The 17,245-nt window shown below is 59.6% G+C and carries 11 protein-coding genes and 1 pseudogene; 9 read left to right on the top strand and 3 right to left on the bottom strand.

The window, feature by feature from the left end; genetic code table 11:
* Window position 1: 1 nt before the first annotated feature.
* The 9 genes and pseudogenes from KB554_RS12175 to KB554_RS12215 form a co-directional block, all read left to right on the top strand.
* Complete coding sequence (locus KB554_RS12175; protein ID WP_211036350.1) at window positions 2-826, top strand: class II fructose-bisphosphate aldolase; 825 nt, start codon at window positions 2-4, stop codon at window positions 824-826.
* Window positions 827-863: 37 nt separating this feature from the next.
* On the top strand, window positions 864-1,970 hold the full coding sequence (locus tag KB554_RS12180; RefSeq protein ID WP_141428837.1) for an amidohydrolase family protein: 1,107 nt from the start codon (window positions 864-866) through the stop codon (window positions 1,968-1,970).
* A gap of 13 nt (window positions 1,971-1,983) precedes the next feature.
* A complete protein-coding gene (locus KB554_RS12185) occupies window positions 1,984-3,996 on the top strand; it encodes a glycoside hydrolase family 36 protein (RefSeq protein ID WP_211036351.1) in 2,013 nt (670 codons plus the stop codon).
* A gap of 34 nt (window positions 3,997-4,030) precedes the next feature.
* On the top strand, window positions 4,031-7,015 hold the full coding sequence (locus KB554_RS12190; RefSeq protein ID WP_211036352.1) for a TonB-dependent receptor: 2,985 nt from the start codon (window positions 4,031-4,033) through the stop codon (window positions 7,013-7,015).
* A 24-nt stretch (window positions 7,016-7,039) separates the two neighbouring features.
* Complete coding sequence (locus KB554_RS12195) at window positions 7,040-8,722, top strand: RagB/SusD family nutrient uptake outer membrane protein (protein WP_211036353.1); 1,683 nt, start codon at window positions 7,040-7,042, stop codon at window positions 8,720-8,722.
* 34 nt (window positions 8,723-8,756) lie between these two features.
* Entirely contained in the window at window positions 8,757-10,184 is a 1,428-nt protein-coding gene (locus KB554_RS12200) for a hypothetical protein (RefSeq protein ID WP_211036354.1), read from the top strand.
* 108 nt (window positions 10,185-10,292) lie between these two features.
* Window positions 10,293-11,690, top strand: coding sequence for a DUF4832 domain-containing protein (locus tag KB554_RS12205; RefSeq protein ID WP_211036355.1), 1,398 nt, complete (start codon window positions 10,293-10,295; stop codon window positions 11,688-11,690).
* A gap of 10 nt (window positions 11,691-11,700) precedes the next feature.
* Window positions 11,701-12,585: a DMT family transporter gene (locus tag KB554_RS12210; protein WP_141428848.1), complete on the top strand. Its 885-nt coding sequence runs from the start codon at window positions 11,701-11,703 to the stop codon at window positions 12,583-12,585.
* A 751-nt stretch (window positions 12,586-13,336) separates the two neighbouring features.
* Window positions 13,337-13,804: pseudogene (locus tag KB554_RS12215) on the top strand (multidrug DMT transporter permease); the annotation flags it as partial.
* A gap of 218 nt (window positions 13,805-14,022) precedes the next feature.
* On the opposite strand, the gene KB554_RS12220 reads toward KB554_RS12215, so the two are convergent.
* Genes KB554_RS12220 through KB554_RS12230 form a run of 3 tightly spaced genes read right to left on the bottom strand, consistent with a single transcriptional unit; the run spans window position 14,023 to window position 16,321 of the window.
* Entirely contained in the window at window positions 14,023-15,144 is a 1,122-nt protein-coding gene (locus tag KB554_RS12220; RefSeq protein WP_211036356.1) for a glycosyltransferase, read from the bottom strand.
* Window positions 15,141-15,866, bottom strand: coding sequence for a glycosyltransferase family 2 protein (locus KB554_RS12225; RefSeq protein WP_141428854.1), 726 nt, complete (start codon window positions 15,864-15,866; stop codon window positions 15,141-15,143). Before KB554_RS12225 ends, KB554_RS12220 begins: the two co-directional genes overlap by 4 nt.
* Before the next feature lie 56 nt (window positions 15,867-15,922).
* Window positions 15,923-16,321, bottom strand: a complete 399-nt coding sequence (locus tag KB554_RS12230; RefSeq protein ID WP_339328769.1) for a DapH/DapD/GlmU-related protein — start codon at window positions 16,319-16,321, stop codon at window positions 15,923-15,925.
* Between the last annotated feature and the right edge of the window lie 924 nt (window positions 16,322-17,245).

The following is a 17,245-nucleotide window of genomic DNA, read 5'->3' on the forward strand; positions in this document are numbered from 1 at the left end:
TATGCACATACGGGAACGACTCAAGGCGTGTCAGGCCGCCGGAACGGCGGTCCTCGCCACCAATTTCTACAATTTCGAGACGCTGACGGCCGTCCTGAAGGCCGCCCGGGCGGTCGATGCTCCGGTCTTGCTGCAACTCACGCGCAGCTCGATCGACTACATGGGGCTCGAACAGGCCGTCCGCATGGGGCGTCAGGGACTGGCCGACTACGGTCTCGAGGGGTGGATACATCTCGACCACGGACCGAGCGTCGAGCTGGCGCAGCGTTGCCTGGAGGCCGGATTCGACTCGGTGATGATCGACGCCAGCGAGCGGCCTTTCGGGGAGAACGTGACCGTGACGCGCCGTGTCGTCGAGCTGGCGCGTCCCTACGGGGCCAATGTGGAGGCCGAGCTGGGTTACGTGGCCAAGCTGGGGCAGCGGCAGGGCGGCGGGTTCACGACTCCGGAGGAAGCCGCGCGCTTCGTGCGGGAGACGGGCGTCGATGCGCTGGCCGTGGCCATCGGTTCGGCGCACGGCTTCTACCGGGAAACGCCGCATTTGGATATGGAGCGGCTGAAGGCGATCCGTGCGGCCACCGACGTGGTGCTGGTGCTGCACGGCAGTTCGGGCATTCCGCATCCGATGGTCCGCGAGGCGATCGCGGCCGGCATTTCGAAGGTGAACCTGGCCACCGAGATCAAGGATACCTTCATGCGCTCGCTCAAGGGCGTCCTGACCGCCTCGGACGAGATCGACCTGCGCAAGGTCTTTCCGAAGGCCGTGGAGCCCGTGACGGCGCTGCTCGAAGAAAAATACCGGATGACGGGCACGGCCCGTCGCTGACCGGAACCGAAGATACTGACCTGAAAACCATGATCCGATGAAACCTGTTTGTCTGATGACCATCGCCCTGCTCGGGATTCCGGCCGCCGGCTCCGTGTCGGCGCAGAGCCTCGAAGAACGGAAAGCCGCCGTGCAGGAACTCCGGCTGAAGGATTACGAACCGCGGTCCGTATTCCGCATTCCCCGGACCGATGTCCGGCGGGCCAAATTCCCCGTCGTGGACATGCATTCGCACGACTACGCCGCCGACGATGCCGGAGTGGCCGCATGGGTGCGTACGCTTGACTCGTGCAACATACGCTATTCGAGCGTCATGCACTGCGAGTGGATCGGTGCGCCCTTCGAGGAGTATATACGCAAATACCGGCCCTACGGCGACCGTTTCCTGTTCTGGTGCTGTTTCGACTACACGGGATTCGGCGAACCCGGATGGGCCGAACGGGCCGTCCGCGAGCTGGAGCGCTGTCATGCGCTGGGAGCCCGCGGCGTCGGCGAGATGGTGGACAAGGGGCTGGGCGACACCTATGCCCGTCCCGTGCCCGGACGGGGCATCCACCTCGACGATCCGCGCCTGCGCCCGCTTATCGAACGGTGCGGCGAGCTGGGAATGCCCGTTAGCATCCATATCGCCGAGCCGATCTGGATGTACGAGCCGCTGGACCGGCATAATGACGGACTGATGAACGGTGCAGACTGGGCCGTGGACACCTCCGCGGAGGGCTGCCGCGGTTACGAGGAGCTGATGGCGACCTTCGAACGCGCGCTGGCCGCCTATCCCGGGACGACCTTCATCGCCTGCCACTACCTGAACATGAATCAGGACCTGGAGCGGCTCGGGAGGCTGCTCGACAGGTATCCGAACCTCTATGTGGACATTGCCGGCCGGGCGGGCGAGTCGGCCGCCACGCCGCGCGCCACGCGCCGTTTCCTCGTCCGGTATGCGGACCGCGTCCTCTTCGGCACGGACAACGGTACGGACCCCGGCATGTACCGCATGGTCTTCCGGATTCTGGAGACCGACGACGAACACTTCTACAACCCCGACTACGGGTATCACTGGGCTTACAGCGGCTTCCGTCTTCCCGACGACGTGCTGCGGAAAATCTACTACGGCAATGCCGCCCGGCTCCTTCACCTCGACTAACACCCGAACGAACATGAAAAAACTGCTGATCATCGCCCTTCTGCTCTCGGCGGCCGCGTGCTCGTCGCCGCAGCGCATCTCGAACGGCGGAATTGAAATGGAAGTGGACGGCCGCATGCATGTGCGTATCCGTTCGCTGCACGGGGGGACGGCCCCCTTCTGCGACGACTTCAGACCCTTCGACCGGCTGGTGTGCGACGAGGCCGAAATCGTCGATTTCAGGCTCGGACGCGTCGAACGCTGCGAGGGCGGCTATTGCCTGACCGGGCTTGCGGAGTGCGACGGCATCGCGGTCGAAAAACGGATGACGGTCACGGTCCCCGAAGGGGATTGCGACGGAATGCTGCTCGTAAGCACGCGCTATATCAACCGGGGCGGCGACCTGCACGTGCGCCGTCTGGTGGCGAACGAACTGCGCATCGGGGCCGACTCGCTGTTGTGGTCGTTCCAGCCCACCTCCACCTCGGCCCGGGCGGACTGGGTGCTTCCGGTGCGTCCGGGATTCCGGCAGGAGAACTACCTCGGCATGAACAACACGGATTACGGCGGCGGCATTCCGATGGTTTCGCTCTGGCGGCGCGACGGCGGCGTGAGCGTCGGACTGACCGAACCCTGTCTGCGTACGGTCTCCATGCCCGTCGTCTGGAGCCGCAGCAGCGACGCGGCGACGATGTCCCTCGTGCGCGGATTCGACGAGGAACTGCTCTTCGCCCGGGGCGACACGCTGGCGGCTTACGACAGCTTCGTGGCCGTGCAGCAGGGCGATTTCTTCGATCCGCTGCGCAGCTTTTCGACCTACATGCAGCGCCACCGCGGCATCCGCATGGCCGCTTCCGAACCCGGGGCCTTCGAGCCGGTCTGGTGCGCTTGGGGATACGAACGGCAGTTCACCGTCGGCGAGGTGATCGGAACGCTGCCCAAAGTGGCCGAACTGGGCTTCAGGTGGGTGGACGTGGACGACGGCTACCAGATCGCCGAGGGCGATTGGGAGACGAACTCCCGTTTTCCGGGAGGCGGCCGCGACATGCGCCGTATGACCGATGCCATTCACGCGCTGGGCATGAAGGCCAAGCTGTGGTGGGCGCCGATGGCGGCCGATCCCGGCACGCGCATCCTGCGCGAACACCCCGAGATGCTGTTGCAGACGGCCGAAGGGACGCCCGAATACATCACCTGGTGGGACAGTTACTACCTCTCGCCGGTCAATCCCGCCACGGAGCGCTACACGCTGGGATTGGTGGACCGTTTCATGCGCGAGTGGAATTTCGACGGTCTGAAACTCGACGGACAGCATCTGAACCTCTGCCTGCCGGATCACAACCCGGCGAGCGGGCTGGACGATCCGGAGCAGGCCGTGGAGCGCTTCCCCTCCTTCTTCCGCGCGATCTTCGACCGGGCGCGCGCCATCAAGCCCGATGCCGTGGTGCAGCTCTGCCCGTGCGGATGCGCGGTAAACTTCTTCAACATCCCCTATATGAATCAGGCCGTGGCCTCCGATCCCACGTCGAGCTGGCAGGTGCGGCTGAAGGGCAAGAGTTACAAGGCGATCAATCCCGGGCTGGCCTATTACGGCGATCACGTGGAGCTGACGGACGGAGGCGACGATTTTGCCTCGCAGATCGGGATCGGCGCCGTGATCGGTTCGAAATTCACCTGGCCCGAGAACAACCCGGCCGTCGAGGCGGATTACCGGCTCACGCCGGAGAAGGAGCGGCTGTATAAGAAATGGGTGAAGATCTACACCGACAGAATGCTCTCGCTCGGCGACTACCTGAATCTTTACGACATCGGTTTCGACCGGCCCGAAGGACACGTCATCCGCAAGGACGGGGCGCTCTACTACGCCTTCTATGCCGACCGCTGGGACGGCGGTCGCATCGAGCTGCGCGGTCTGGAGCGTGGCCGGACCTATGTAGTCACGGAGTATGCGGCCGACTATCCGCGCAGCTACGAAGTCAGCGGCGACGACCCCTTCATCGCTCCGTCGTTCGATCGCAGCTATCTGATCGAAGTCCGTGAAAAATAGCAAGCATAAACCAAACCATCAAAACCTAATTCGTATGAATCTTAAATCATTCCTCAGAACTCAACTGCCGGCTTTCCTCCTCTTGGCGGGGAGCGCCCATGCGCAGACCGCCGTTCAGGGTACGGTGCTCTCGGCAGAGGACAAATCGCCCCTCCCGGGTGCGACGGTCGTCGTCGAGGGCACGACGCGGGGAACATCGGCCGGTGCGGACGGTCGCTATGCGCTGGAAGCCGTCCCGGGCGAAGTGCTCGTCTTCTCGTTCGTGGGATTCGAGGACCGGAAGGTGACCTACAGCAACCAGACGACGATCGACGTGGAGCTCGAGCCGCAGTCGAACAGCCTCGACGAGGTGGTCGTGATGGGTTATTCGTCGCAGCGCAAGACGGAGCTTTCGAGCGCCGTGGTTTCGCTCGACGCGGAGCAGCTCACCGACGTCACCTCGCCCGACATCGGGAACATGCTCCAGGGCAAGGCCGCCGGCGTGCTGGTCTATAATACTTCGGGGCAGCCCGGTTCGCAGGCTACGATCCGTATCCGCGGCACGGGCTCCATCACCGCAGCCAGCGACCCGCTCTACGTGGTGGACGGCATCATCGGCGGTACGTTCAACCCCAACGACGTGGAGACGCTCACCGTGCTCAAGGATGCCGGAGCGACGGCCATCTACGGTTCGGAGGGTGCGGGCGGCGTCATCGTCGTCACGACCAAGTCGGCGAAGCAGGGGCAGAAGACGACGGTCAATTTCAAGTTCTCGGCCGGCGTGAAGTCGGTGTTGCAGGGCCGCCTGAAGATGATGGATTCGGAGGAGCTCTACTATACGCAGAAGAGCTACATGCCCGAGGTGCTTTTTCAGGCGCAGCGTCCCGAATCGCTGCTCGGACAGGATTTCGACTGGGTGGACGCCATCTTCCGCACGGGCGTCGTGCAGAATTACTACGCTTCGGTATCCGGCAGCTCGGGCAAGACCAATTACTATGTCAGCCTCGATCATTACAGCGAGGACGGAACGCTCATCAATACCGACTTCCACCGCACGACGGCCCGCATCAACCTTTCGACCGAACTGGCGCGTTCGCTGCGCATGACCACGCGCGTCGCCTACACCAATTCGCGCGATTACAGCTCCTCGTCGTATCAGACGCTCGAGTGGGCCTACTGCATGGTGCCGTGGGACAGCCCCTATTATGCCGACGGCTCGCTCATCGACCTGAACAAGGACACCGAACACGCCTGGCTGTCGCAGTACCGCTACAATCCGCTCTTCGCCGAAAAGTACAACTACGCCAAGTCGCATTCGGACGATCTGGTGGGCGACCTGCAACTGGTGTGGAATCCTACCGACTGGCTGACGGTCTCCTCGTCGAACCGGTTCAACCGCAGCGGTTCGAAGTACATCACCTGCATCGACCCCCGCACGGTGGGCGAGTCGGAGCACGGCAGCCTTGCGAACAGCCTGTCGGAGGGATGGGGCATCTCCTCGTCGAACCTCGTCAAGGCGGCGCACTCGTTCGGCGACCACAACCTCGGCGGACTGCTGGGCTACGAGTACGGAATCAACAAGGAGGAGTACCTCGACGTGACGGGACAGGACATGCCCGAAGGGATGGGTTCGATGAACTCGACGATTCCCTTCGAGAACGGCGGGTACGACCTCTGGGGCGAGGGCTGGTCGGTCTTCGCGCAGGTGCAGTACAGCTACCGGAACAAGTACACGCTCACGGCGTCGTTCCGCGCCGACGCCAGCTCGAAGTTCGCACCCAGGAACCGGGTGGGTTACTTCCCGTCGGTGGCCGCTTCGTGGGTCGTCAGCCACGAGAACTGGCTCAGGGACGCCGCATGGCTCGATCTGCTCAAGCTGCGCGCCAGCTACGGCGAAACGGGTAACTCGTCGATCGGGTCGTACCTCTACCTCGACTCCTATTCGTTCGCCTCGAAATACCACAACAAGGTGACGGCCATTCCCGTCCGCAAGGCCAATCCCTATCTGGGCTGGGAGACGGCCAACATGACCGGCGTGGGTCTCGACGCTTCGTTCCTCGGCCGGATCGACCTCACTCTCGACTTCTACAACATCATCAACTCCGAGCTGCTGCTCAACGTGCCGCTGTCGCCTTCGACGGGCTTCTTCGACCAGACGGCCAATGCGGGCAAGGTCCGCAACCGCGGTTTCGAGATCGCGCTCAATACGACCAACGTGAAGACCCGCGGCGTGACGTGGACCACGGGATTCAACATCGGGTTCAACCGCAACCGCGTGCTGACTACGCCGACTCCCGAGGGATTCCTCCAGTCGAGCGGTGGCAACGGAACCGTCTCGCAGCAGGTGAAGGTGGGGCAGGACATTTACAGTTGGTACATGCCCAAGTGGCTGGGCGTCGATCCGGGCAACGGCGATCCCGTATGGGAGAAGGTCGTCTATGACGAACACGGCCGGGTGACCGGACGCATTCCGACCAACGATTACAGCGAGGCGACCAATCAGGTCGTGGGTGTCGCCACGCCCAAGTTCAGCGGCGGCGTCTCGACCTCTCTGCGCGTCTTCAACTTCACGCTGAGCGGCGTGGCCAATTTCGTGTACGGCAACAAGATCTTCAACAACGACCGCCTGACGATGGACGCCGACGGCGCGTTCCTGACGCACAACAGCGTCTCGCTGGACAACGGACTGAAGTGGAAGCGCTGGGAGAAGCCCGGCGACGTGGCCACGCACCCCAAGGCCGTCGCGTTCGGCAACAAGAACTCGAACGCCGTGTCGTCGCGGTTCCTCGAGGACGGCAGCTTCTTCCGCATCAAGAACGTCACGCTGGCTTACGACCTGCCCGAAAAGTGGGTCAGGAAGATGCGGATGCAAGCCATGCGCATCTACGTTTCGGGCGACAACCTGGCCACCTTCACCCGCTTCTCGGGCATGGACCCCGAGGTCGATCTGCAAGGTACGGAGTACACGCTGGCCGGCATGTACAGCACGCCCTATCCCGTGGGCCGGACCTTCATGTTCGGCGTCGATCTGACCTTCTAATTCCAACCGTAAAACCGACAAGACATGAAAAAGATACTTTTGGGCGCAGTCGCCTCGCTGACCCTCTCGGCCTGCGACCTGGACTATTTCCCCAACGATTCGATGACCTCGGACCAGATGGCCGGGAACCCCTCTTCGACGGAGTATTCGACCGACGGCAACTACTCGATGTTCAAGGACGTGCTGGAGTACAAAGGTTCGGAGTATTCGGGCAGCACCTATGTCCGCTACTTCTTCCAGATGTCGGAGTTCCGCGGCGATAACGTCTGCCTGGCCAACAAGACCGAGGACCCGCTCTACAACGAGATCTGCTACAACGACCTGGAGACCGATCTGCCCACTTCCTACTTCTGGTGGTGCGCCTACCATATCATCTACGGCGCTAACGCCGTGATCGAGTCGCAGCCCGAAGGGGCGAGCGACGAGGGCGACCGGATGCTGGGCGAGAACTATTTCCTGCGCGCCATCTGTCACCTGCACCTCTCGATGCTCTACTCGCGGCCCTATACCTTCGGCCGCGACAACATGGGCGTCGTGCTGCGCACCTCGACCGACACGCCGGCCACCGAGCGCTCGACCGTGGGCGCCGTGTACGATCAGATCCGCGACGACCTCGTAAAGGCCGCCGGACTGCTCAAGGACAAGGCGCGCCGCGGCGATGCCGGATATGTCTCCTACGATGCGGCCATGGGCCTGCTCTCGCGGGTTTACCTCTACCGCGGCGAGGACGACAAGGTGATCGAGACCGTGAACGGCCTGCTCGGAGGCGCTTCGGCCGAAAGCAAGCTCGATCCCGGCTATGCCCGCTATTTCGAAAATGCGCTCTCTTCGCCCGAAACCCTCTGGGCCGTCGCGCACGAGGATTACGAGGACCGCGGACGCGAGTCGGTCGGTTCGATGTACTGGACGCCCGACCAGCGCGGTGTGGGCGGCTGGGCCGAAATGTACTACTCCGATCCGCTGATCGCCCTCTACGAACGCCATCCCGAAGACATCCGCTTCACGGCCTACTGCGAGCGGCTGAATCCCGACGAGACGGGACAGTTGCAGGTCCGCTGGGCGGTCGCCTCGGAGGGAACGGATTTCCGCGTCAATCAGCTCTACGACTGCTTCCGCGACGACAACGGCTATTATTACGAGGAAAACGGCTCCCGGCATTATTTGCAGGCCGAACAGGAGTACGGCCGCACGCAGTTCTACGTGACGGTCGGCGGCGAGAAGACGCGCGCCTACGTGGACGTGAAGACCGAGAGCTTCAACACCTGTCCTGCCTTCATGTGCAAGAAATTCGCCAGCCCGACCAACGCCGCCCATCCGCTGCTCTCGTCTCCCGTGATGCTGCGCTGGGGCGAGGTGATTCTCAACCGTGCCGAAGCCTATGCCAAGACAGGCAACGAGCAGGGGGCGCTGGATGACGTCAATGCGCTGCGCCGCCGCGCCGGACTGCCCGAGGAGGCCCTCTATACGCTGGACAATTACCGTGAGGCAGGGTATTCGTCGGTGCTCGACGTGGTGCTCGACGAGCGTCGTCTGGAGCTCTGCTTCGAGGGACAGCGCGCATTCGACGTTTTCCGCAACGGGCGGTCGCTGGACCGCCGTTTCGCAGGCGTCCAGCCCTGGGAGGTGGTCGATTGCGACGATCCGCGCATCCTCTACCGCATTCCCTACGACGAAATCTCGGTCAGCGGCATTCCGCAGAACGACTAACCCGATTCCCTGACGACTAAAACGTGAACCGATTATGAAAAGACAACTCTTTGCGCGAATGGCGCTGATGCTGGCGCTGCCGCTCTTCGCCGCCGGCTGCATCATCGACGATCCCGAACCGGGTCCCAACCTCTCGGGCGACTGGACGGAGCCCGAAGAGCCGGCGGGGCCCGAGACCTTCATCACCGTGGACGGCGACTTCTCGGACTGGGACGCGATTCCCGCCGACGAGCTGGTGACGGCCACGGTTCCCGACGACGCCTTTTATTCGGCCGGCCGCCGGCTGAAGGTCTATGCCGGAGCCACCTATATCAATATCTACCTCGAATATTCGGAAGCGGAGCAGCCCGTGCAGATCATGCACCTCTATTTGGATTCCGACATGGCCTTCGACGGCGAAGGCCGTCCGACGACGGGCATGGGCAATGCGGCGTGGACGAACGACGGCGCGGACATCCTGTTCGAGGGAATGCTCAGGGACGATACGGGCGCTCCGACGGCCTACGATCCGACGATCTTCACCTGGTCGGGCGAACCGCTCTCCGGCGGCTGGGACTGGACGGAGGCGGTGGCCGCGGGGGCGGGCATCTGCTCGAACTGCGAGCCGGTCGAACTGCCCAACGGCAACATGGCGATCGAGATGACCATTGCCCGGAGCGCCGTTCCCGGCCTGGGACAGAGCTTCCGGCTGGGCGTCGGACTGCAATACGACTGGAACGACATCGCCTACCTGCCCGCCGGGAGTGCGGTCGAGGAGAACGGCGAACCGAAACACGGCGCCGTGGAGAATCTGCTGATCGGAGCGAAGTCCGGACCGGCCCCCGAGGTGCTGATTACCGCCGACGGCGATTTCTCGGACTGGGAAAAGGTTCCGGCGAGCGAAATGACCGTCGCCACGGTTCCCGACGACGCCTACTACAAGGCGGGGAAGGTGGCCAAGGTCTATGCGGGCGAAACCTACGTGAATTTCTATGTGGAGTACGAGGATTCGGCGGAGCAGCCCGTGCAGATCATGCACCTCTATCTGGATTCCGACATGGCCTTCGACGGCGAGGGCCGTCCGACGACGGGCATGGGCAATGCGGCGTGGACGAACGACGGTGCGGACATCCTGTTCGAGGGGATGGTCGTGGACGACGCGGGCGCTCCGGCGGCCTACGATCCCACGATCTTCAACTGGACGGGCGAGAACCTTTCGGGCGGCTGGGACTGGACCGAGCTGCTGGCCGCGGGATCGGGCGTCTGCTCCGCATCGAAACCCGTGGAGCTGGAGAACGGACGCAAGGCCGTCGAGGTGGTCGTGGTGCGCTCCTCGATCCCGAATCTGGGCAGTCGTTTCCGGGTCGGAATCGGGTTGCAGTACGATTGGAACGATATCGCTTACATCCCCGCCGGCAGTGCGGTCGAGGAGAACGGCGTCGTCGGACACGGGGCGGTCGAGAACATGCTCGTCGGCCGCTGACGAACGGCAAGGCGAACGCCCGCCTTTCGGTTCAAACCGATCGAATCAACTGTTTCGGCCGGCGTCGCGGCGTTGCGGCGCCGGCTTTTTTACGGATTACCGACTACGATGACGATACCTGTTTTTTTCGGGGCGGCCGCGCTGCTCTCTTTCTGCGCGGCGGCCTGTTCGGACGGCGGCGCGGCCTCCGGCGGCGACGGATTGCGCCGGGTGGCGTACGTGTCTTCGGACGAGGCGTTTCCCAATCCCGAACGGGGATTCTACTACCCCTATGATTTCCGGTTCGCCGGGGGCGGAACGCCGGAACCGCTCTCTCCGGAGACCCTGCGGGGACAGCGGCGCCTGAACCGCTCGCTGGTCCTGCTGGAGTATTTTCTCCGCGACTTCATCGACCGCCCGCTGTCGGAGGAGTGTCTGGAGCTGGTGGAACGGAATTTCGAAGCCCTGCGCGAGGGCGGCTGCAAGGCGATCGTGCGTTTCGCGTACAGCGATTCCGAGCGGGAGAAGCCCTGGGATGCGGCCGAGCCGGTCGTGCTGGGGCATATCGCCCAGCTCAGGCCGCTGCTGCAACGGTACGGGGCGGTGATTTGTGTCCTGCAGGCGGGGTTCGTCGGCGTGTGGGGCGAGTGGTATTACACGGACCATTTCGGGTTCGAACCCGTGACGGAGACCGATTACGCGCCCCGCCGCCGGGTCCTCGACGCCTTGCTCGACGCCCTGCCGGCCGACCGCATGGTGGCCGTGCGCACGCCCGTGGCCAAGATGCGGTGCTGCGGGCTCTCTCCGGCGGATACGGTCTCCGTCCGGACGGCCTGGGACGGGTCGGCGCGCTCGCGCGTGGCGGCGCACAACGACTGTTTCCTGGCGAGCCGCGACGATGTGGGGACCTTCGTCGGGGAGGCCGACCGGGAGTTCTGGCGGACGGAGAGCCGCTATGTGAGCATGGGCGGCGAGACATGCAGCGTGTCGGAGTACTGCGACTGCACCGACGGGGTGGCGGACATGGAGGAGTACCATTGGAGCTATCTGAACAGCGCCTACCATCCCGGAGTGATCGCCCGGTGGCGGCAGGAGGGATGCCTCGGGGAGATCGAACGGCGGCTGGGATACCGGTTCGTTCTCGAGACGGGACGTTTCACGCGGCGGCCCGTTGCCGGCGGGGAGTTCGTCGTCGGGCTGGAACTGCGCAACGAGGGGTTCGCCTCGCCGTTCAACCCCCGTCCGGCGAAGCTGGTGCTGACCGACGCTTCGGGTCGGAAACGGCAGGTTTTCGACATGCCGTGGGATCCGCGCCGCTGGTTCGCGGGGAAGACGCATACGCTGACGGCCGGGTTCGCCGTGCCGCCGCAGTTCGTCGCGGGCGACGTCTGCACGTTGTGGTTGTGGCTGCCCGATGCGGACGAACGCCTGGCCGAAAGTCCGTGTTTCAGCATCCGGCTGGCCAACGAAGGGATATGGGATGCGGCGAGCGGATACAACCGCCTGCTGGATTTCGAACTCGAATAGAGAGCATGTTATGAAGGATTGGATCGGAAAACACCGTTGGCTCTTTTTCGGGCTGGTGACGATGCTGACCTGGGGCGTCTGGGGCGAACTGAGCGAACTGATCGAGCGGGCGGGATTCCCGTCGGGACATGTTTACGTCGTGTGGGCCTTTTCGATGGTCCCGTGTGCGGCGGCGGCCCTGCGGATCGCCCGGTGGCGGCTGGACCGTTCGCCGCGGGCGTTGCTGCTGGGGCTGAGCGCCGGACTGCTCGGGGCCGGCGGTCAGCTCGTGCTGTTCGAGGCGCTGCGCTTCGGGCCCGCCTATATCGTATTTCCGTTCGTGTCGATGTCGCCGGTCGTCACCATCGCGCTGTCGCTCGCGCTGCTGCACGAACGGGCCAGTCGCATCCAGATCTTCGGGATCGTTGTGGCGCTGGCGGCGATTTTCTTTCTCTCGTGGCAGGAGGGGGCGCACGACGGAACTGCGGAGGGCGGTCTGTGGCCGGTGCTGGCGGTCGTCGTCTTCGTGGCGTGGGGCGTGCAGGGCTATGTCATGAAGTTCGCCAACGCCTCGATGAGCGCCGAGAGCATCTTCTTCTACATGGCGCTGACGGGATTGATGCTGGTTCCCGTGGCGCTGCGTATGGCCGGACCGCAATCCGGGCGGATCGGTGCGGGACTCTGGATCGGAGGATTTCTGACCCAGTTGCTCAACGCGGTGGGCGCTCTGACGCTGGTGTACGCCTATCGCTACGGCAAGGCGATCATCATTTCCCCGATGCAGGGGCTGGCTCCGCTCATCACGATGGTGCTGTCGCTGGTGATCTTCGCCGTGGTTCCCGGACCGATGCTGACCGTCGGACTGGTGCTGGCGGTCGTGGCGCTGGTGGCGCTGTCGGTCGAGCGGGACGGATGACATCCGCCGGGAGCGGTTTCCGGGGAAGCTCTGCGGCCGCCCGTTTCCGGGCTGTCGCAGGGCTTTTCGCGTCGGGTCCCCGGAGAGACCTTCGTGACGTGGCCCGCCGGACTTCTGGCAAAGATGGCGGAACGGCAGTCCGTGCGGCCGGTCAATGTCCCGGTCCGGCCTGTCGGCCCGCATTGCGGGTTATGACTTCCGCAAGGCCGACTCCCGTGAGCCGCGATTCGATCCAGGCGGCGAAATCGAAATATTTGAGCAGCGGGCGTTCGTACTCGGCCCGGACGATCGTTTCGACCCGTGGCCGAAACCGGCTCCACAACCGGTTGCGTTCGTGCCGGCTTCGGCGTTACGGGCAATCAGGAGCTGCGTTGGAAGCGCACGAAGGACCTGCTTTATACGTACAGCGTTCCCGTGCCGCCCAATCTCTACTCCTCGACCTTCGCCAGCGTGGGAACCATCGATAACTCGGGTATCGAACTGACGATCGCTTCGACGCCGGTCACGACCCGGAACTTCCGATGGGACCTGGGAGCTACGGTCAGTCATAACCGGAACGAACTGGTGCGATTCTCGAACGATCAGTACGAAATGGTTGAAATCAAAACCGGATATTTCGCCGACGATCTGAAGATGTACACGATGCGGATTGTCGAAGGCGAACCGCTGGGCAACTTCTGGGGACCGAAATTCCTCGGATTCGACGCTGCGGGCGGAGCCGTTTACGAAGACCTTGACGGTGCGTCGTTGAGGTTCGTGGGGGAATACCCAGAAACTTGCCGCAAAGACGTGGCGCTACGAACTTTTCTATTGGGACTATGTGATAGTTCTGCTGCTTTTCTCGACTTTTCTCGGCGGGGTCGTTTTCAAGGCGTCGAACATCCTGCTTGCGGCGGCCGTGGCGCTTTGCGGCATGTCCGTGGCTTTTCCCGTCGGAGTGGGATTGGCGCTGGTTCTGGGCGTATTGATCAATTATTTCGGTGCGGCCAAAGGCGATCCGCTGTTCATTTTCCTTGGCGTGGCGCTCATCGCTGCGGCGATCGTCATGAACGGTCTGGCATACAGGATGGCCCGGACAGGGAAACGGAAACTTGCGGCGAAAGGGCTTCTGATCTCGGTCGCGGCGGGCACGATCATGGCCTTTTTCTACCGGTTTGTCGCCTCTTCGATGGACCTCGACAGTTTCACGGCGCCCGCAGCCGGAAAGATGATTCCCTACATAGTCCCTTTCCGTGCCATACTTTCCGGAGACATCCGGAAAAACGAAAAGCCTTACGTATTCAATACGTAAGGCTTTTCGTTCCGTTACACTCCTTTCGGTTGCTTTTCGGTCGGAAACGGGATTCGGACCTGTTTCTTGTCTTCGCTATGTATCAATATGTTGCGATGTATCTTCTTTTTTATTCTGTTCCCAGATTATCCGATTTTGATTTCTGGTTATATCCGATCATATATATCCTTCAGTTTTTCCGAGAAAATCTGAGATGTAAACAATTCACCTACCCGCCGATGACCGGCTTCAGCCATCTTCAAGCGAAGCGTATCTTCGGAAAGCAACCTGTCTATGGCCCGTGCAAATTCCACTGCATCCGAATTAGGTGCTTCCAAACCCGTTTCACCGTTTAGCGAAACATAATTGACTCCCGATGCGGGAATGGAGAATGTTACCGGAGGCGTATAGCAATACATACTTTCGAGAAGCGTTACTCCGAATGCCTCGGCCCTTGTTATGGAGGGGAATGCGAATACGTCCGCAGCGTGAAGATAATATTTGAGTTGATTGTCCGGAATCCGACCGAGGAAATGAATTCGAGGAGATTTTGCCTGCATCCGAAGCCGGGGTGTTAAAGGTCCGTCGCCTCCGATCAGCAGCACGCATTCTTCTTTTATGTATTTTTCCGCTTCAATGAGATAGCGCAGACCCTTGTATGGAACATGGCGGCCGTAAGAGAATACGATCTTTCGATCGCCATAACAAGTTCGTATTTCCCGAATATGCGTGCGGTCCTTTTCTGCTTTTACGAGATCGAATCGCCGGGTATCTATGACATTGGCCAAAACCACACATTTGTTATGGTATGGAGCCAAAGGCTTTGCCTCATCTCGTAATTTGGGACTCGTTGTAAGAATCAGATCGGCACGGCGGAACAACAGACTTTCGAAAGGACGATAACAAGTGTATAAAAACGCTGATGTTAATATTTCAGCATGGTAGTGTACGATCAATCGGACCCGCCGAGGTAATACGCATAAAAGATAGAATCCGACCAAAGGATTCGGAGCATGAAAATGAATAATATCAGGGTTGAAAGACCGGATTTCAGCACGCAGCCGCCACATATAGCCGAAGGATAGTGCCTGACTTGCGATTTTTGCAAAAGTCCCCACCCGAATGACCTTAATTCCTTCGTAAGATGAGATTCGGGTATTCCGACAATCGTTGAAACAAATCACCTCATGTTCGTATTCGGATAACGAAGAAACGGCCATGTGACAAACCTGTTCGATTCCGCCCGTATGCGGTGGATAATAATTGGGGATGTGCAAAATCTTTTTCATCTAACAGAAATTCTTTTCAGAAAAGCAGTCAGACAATGTACGCGATAGCGGATTTTAAACCAAAAAGGGAAAAAACTTTTGTCGCACGAGGCGGATACGGTCGCTTCATGCCTGCGATAAATCATCAATGGAACCGGCAGATAAGAAACTTTACCGTAATAAGATGCCAACAAACCCAACCATATATCATGCGGCACGGAGTGGCGTGGACATGGTAATGCTTTATCGAGTAACTCTCTCCTGAAAGCCATGCAGGACCCCAAAAACGAATTTCGGATCAGATTCCGCAAAATACCTGTTCGTAGTCCGTTCAACTTGAAGTAGGAATCATGAATAATGTGCAAAGAGGCATCGGCCACTTTGCAGTCAGATAAAACCAGCAAATGATTTTGCAGCTCCTTTTGCATCGTATCGACCTTACCCGGTAACCAGACATCGTCCTGATCCGAAAGAAAAATAAATTCACCGGAGGCATGACGAAGCGCATTTTCGAAATTGTGTGTGACATAATCAAAACGGCGAGGATAAACCGTTGTCTTGATATGTTTTATAATTCGGATGCGGGAATCATTTAGCTCTGAGATAATTGCAAAAGTACGATCGGTCGATCCGTCATCTGAGATTATTATCTCATCTCGAGGTCCGAGTTGCGAAAGAATAGAAAGGAGTTGCTCCCGTATAAATTTCGCGCCATTATAGGTCGCCAAACAAACTGAAATCATATTTTAATTTGCGTATTCTTCCCGTTGTATTTTTGACCGAATTTTATCGCCATCAGTTATCTAAGGATTATCCTTGGTTTGCTCAGGACACAAGTTGAGTTATCGGGCAGATCTTCCACAACGACACAGTTTGCTCCGATTTTGACATTATTGCCGATTCTGACATGCCCCAGAATTTTAGCTCCAGCCCCGATCAGCACATTGTCTCCTATCGTGCACCCCCCCCCGTGACTTATGGTAACCTGCTGAGCTATGGTGCAGTTTTTCCCAATACTTACATCATGACCGATAATTATCCCGTTGGGGCCATGTAGCAGGATCGGAGGGGTTTTAAAGAATGCTCCGGCTCCTAAATTTGTGCCGAAAGAGCAATTATGGTAAGCGTCGCATTTTTTTATATAGTATAGATAGTACAATTTTAAAAGAGTAGGAGTTTTGTTGTTCGGATCGGTCACTATAGCTCTTCTTTTCCAATACTTTTCATGATTATAGTGTCCCGAAGTTACGAAAAGAGTGTAATTTATTGGAGCTGAGCGTAGGTTAATTGCTCATGATAGTAATAGGTTACGATTTAGTTAGTTATCTACTGCATCATCCTTCTGCGCGTTGCGTAACCTTCAAAGAACTCTTCGTATGCAAAAGTAACAATAAAACGGGAGATTTTGAAATGAATCTCCCTAATTTTTTTCTTCTCATACAAGTTTTTCCGTAAAAGCGATTTTATCCGTCGGCACACCATCGTACAAAAGGATTTTGAACGAACGTATGCCGACTGCCGCATAAGCGGAGAAAAGGGCTTTGCATCACGCCTAAACAACAGTTTAGACTGATGATGCAAGGCCCATTTCTTTTGTGCTTATGCCAAAGAGGTGCTTTTACGGGTTTCTGACGATTTTTCTTTTTTGCTGTTCCTTTGAGCCGTAAGCGGAAAGCCGTGTCTGACCGCCCGATCCATGAATGGAACAAGCCGTCACACACGGCAGGCAAACCGGGAAGAATGATTTTATCCGTCAGACCGGACACGCTCGGCCAAACATATAAAATCATACTTCCTTGCCGGTGGTTTGCCCGGTTTCACGCCTCCGGCAGTGTCCCTTTTCCTTTTGGCGTTTTCCCTTTTTCACGGATTTCTCTTTCGAAGTTTTCCTGTCCAATCTGCCTCCACTTCCGTTTACCTCCATTTTCGCATCTTTCAGGGAGCGCATCAGGTTGTCATTTCCGTTCTGGGCGCAAAGGTAATTCCGGGATTGGACGGGAATGCAAGGTCAAGCCTCCTGTTTTCGGAAAAAATCTCCAGCCCTATGGGTAGTATTTTTCCCGAAAAACCTTGCATCCCCTAATCCCTACCTTTTCAAGCACCCGAAACGAAAACGACCGAT

Origin of the sequence: Alistipes sp. Marseille-P2263 (assembly GCF_018101075.1) — a bacterium.
Lineage (GTDB): Bacteria > Bacteroidota > Bacteroidia > Bacteroidales > Rikenellaceae > Alistipes > Alistipes dispar.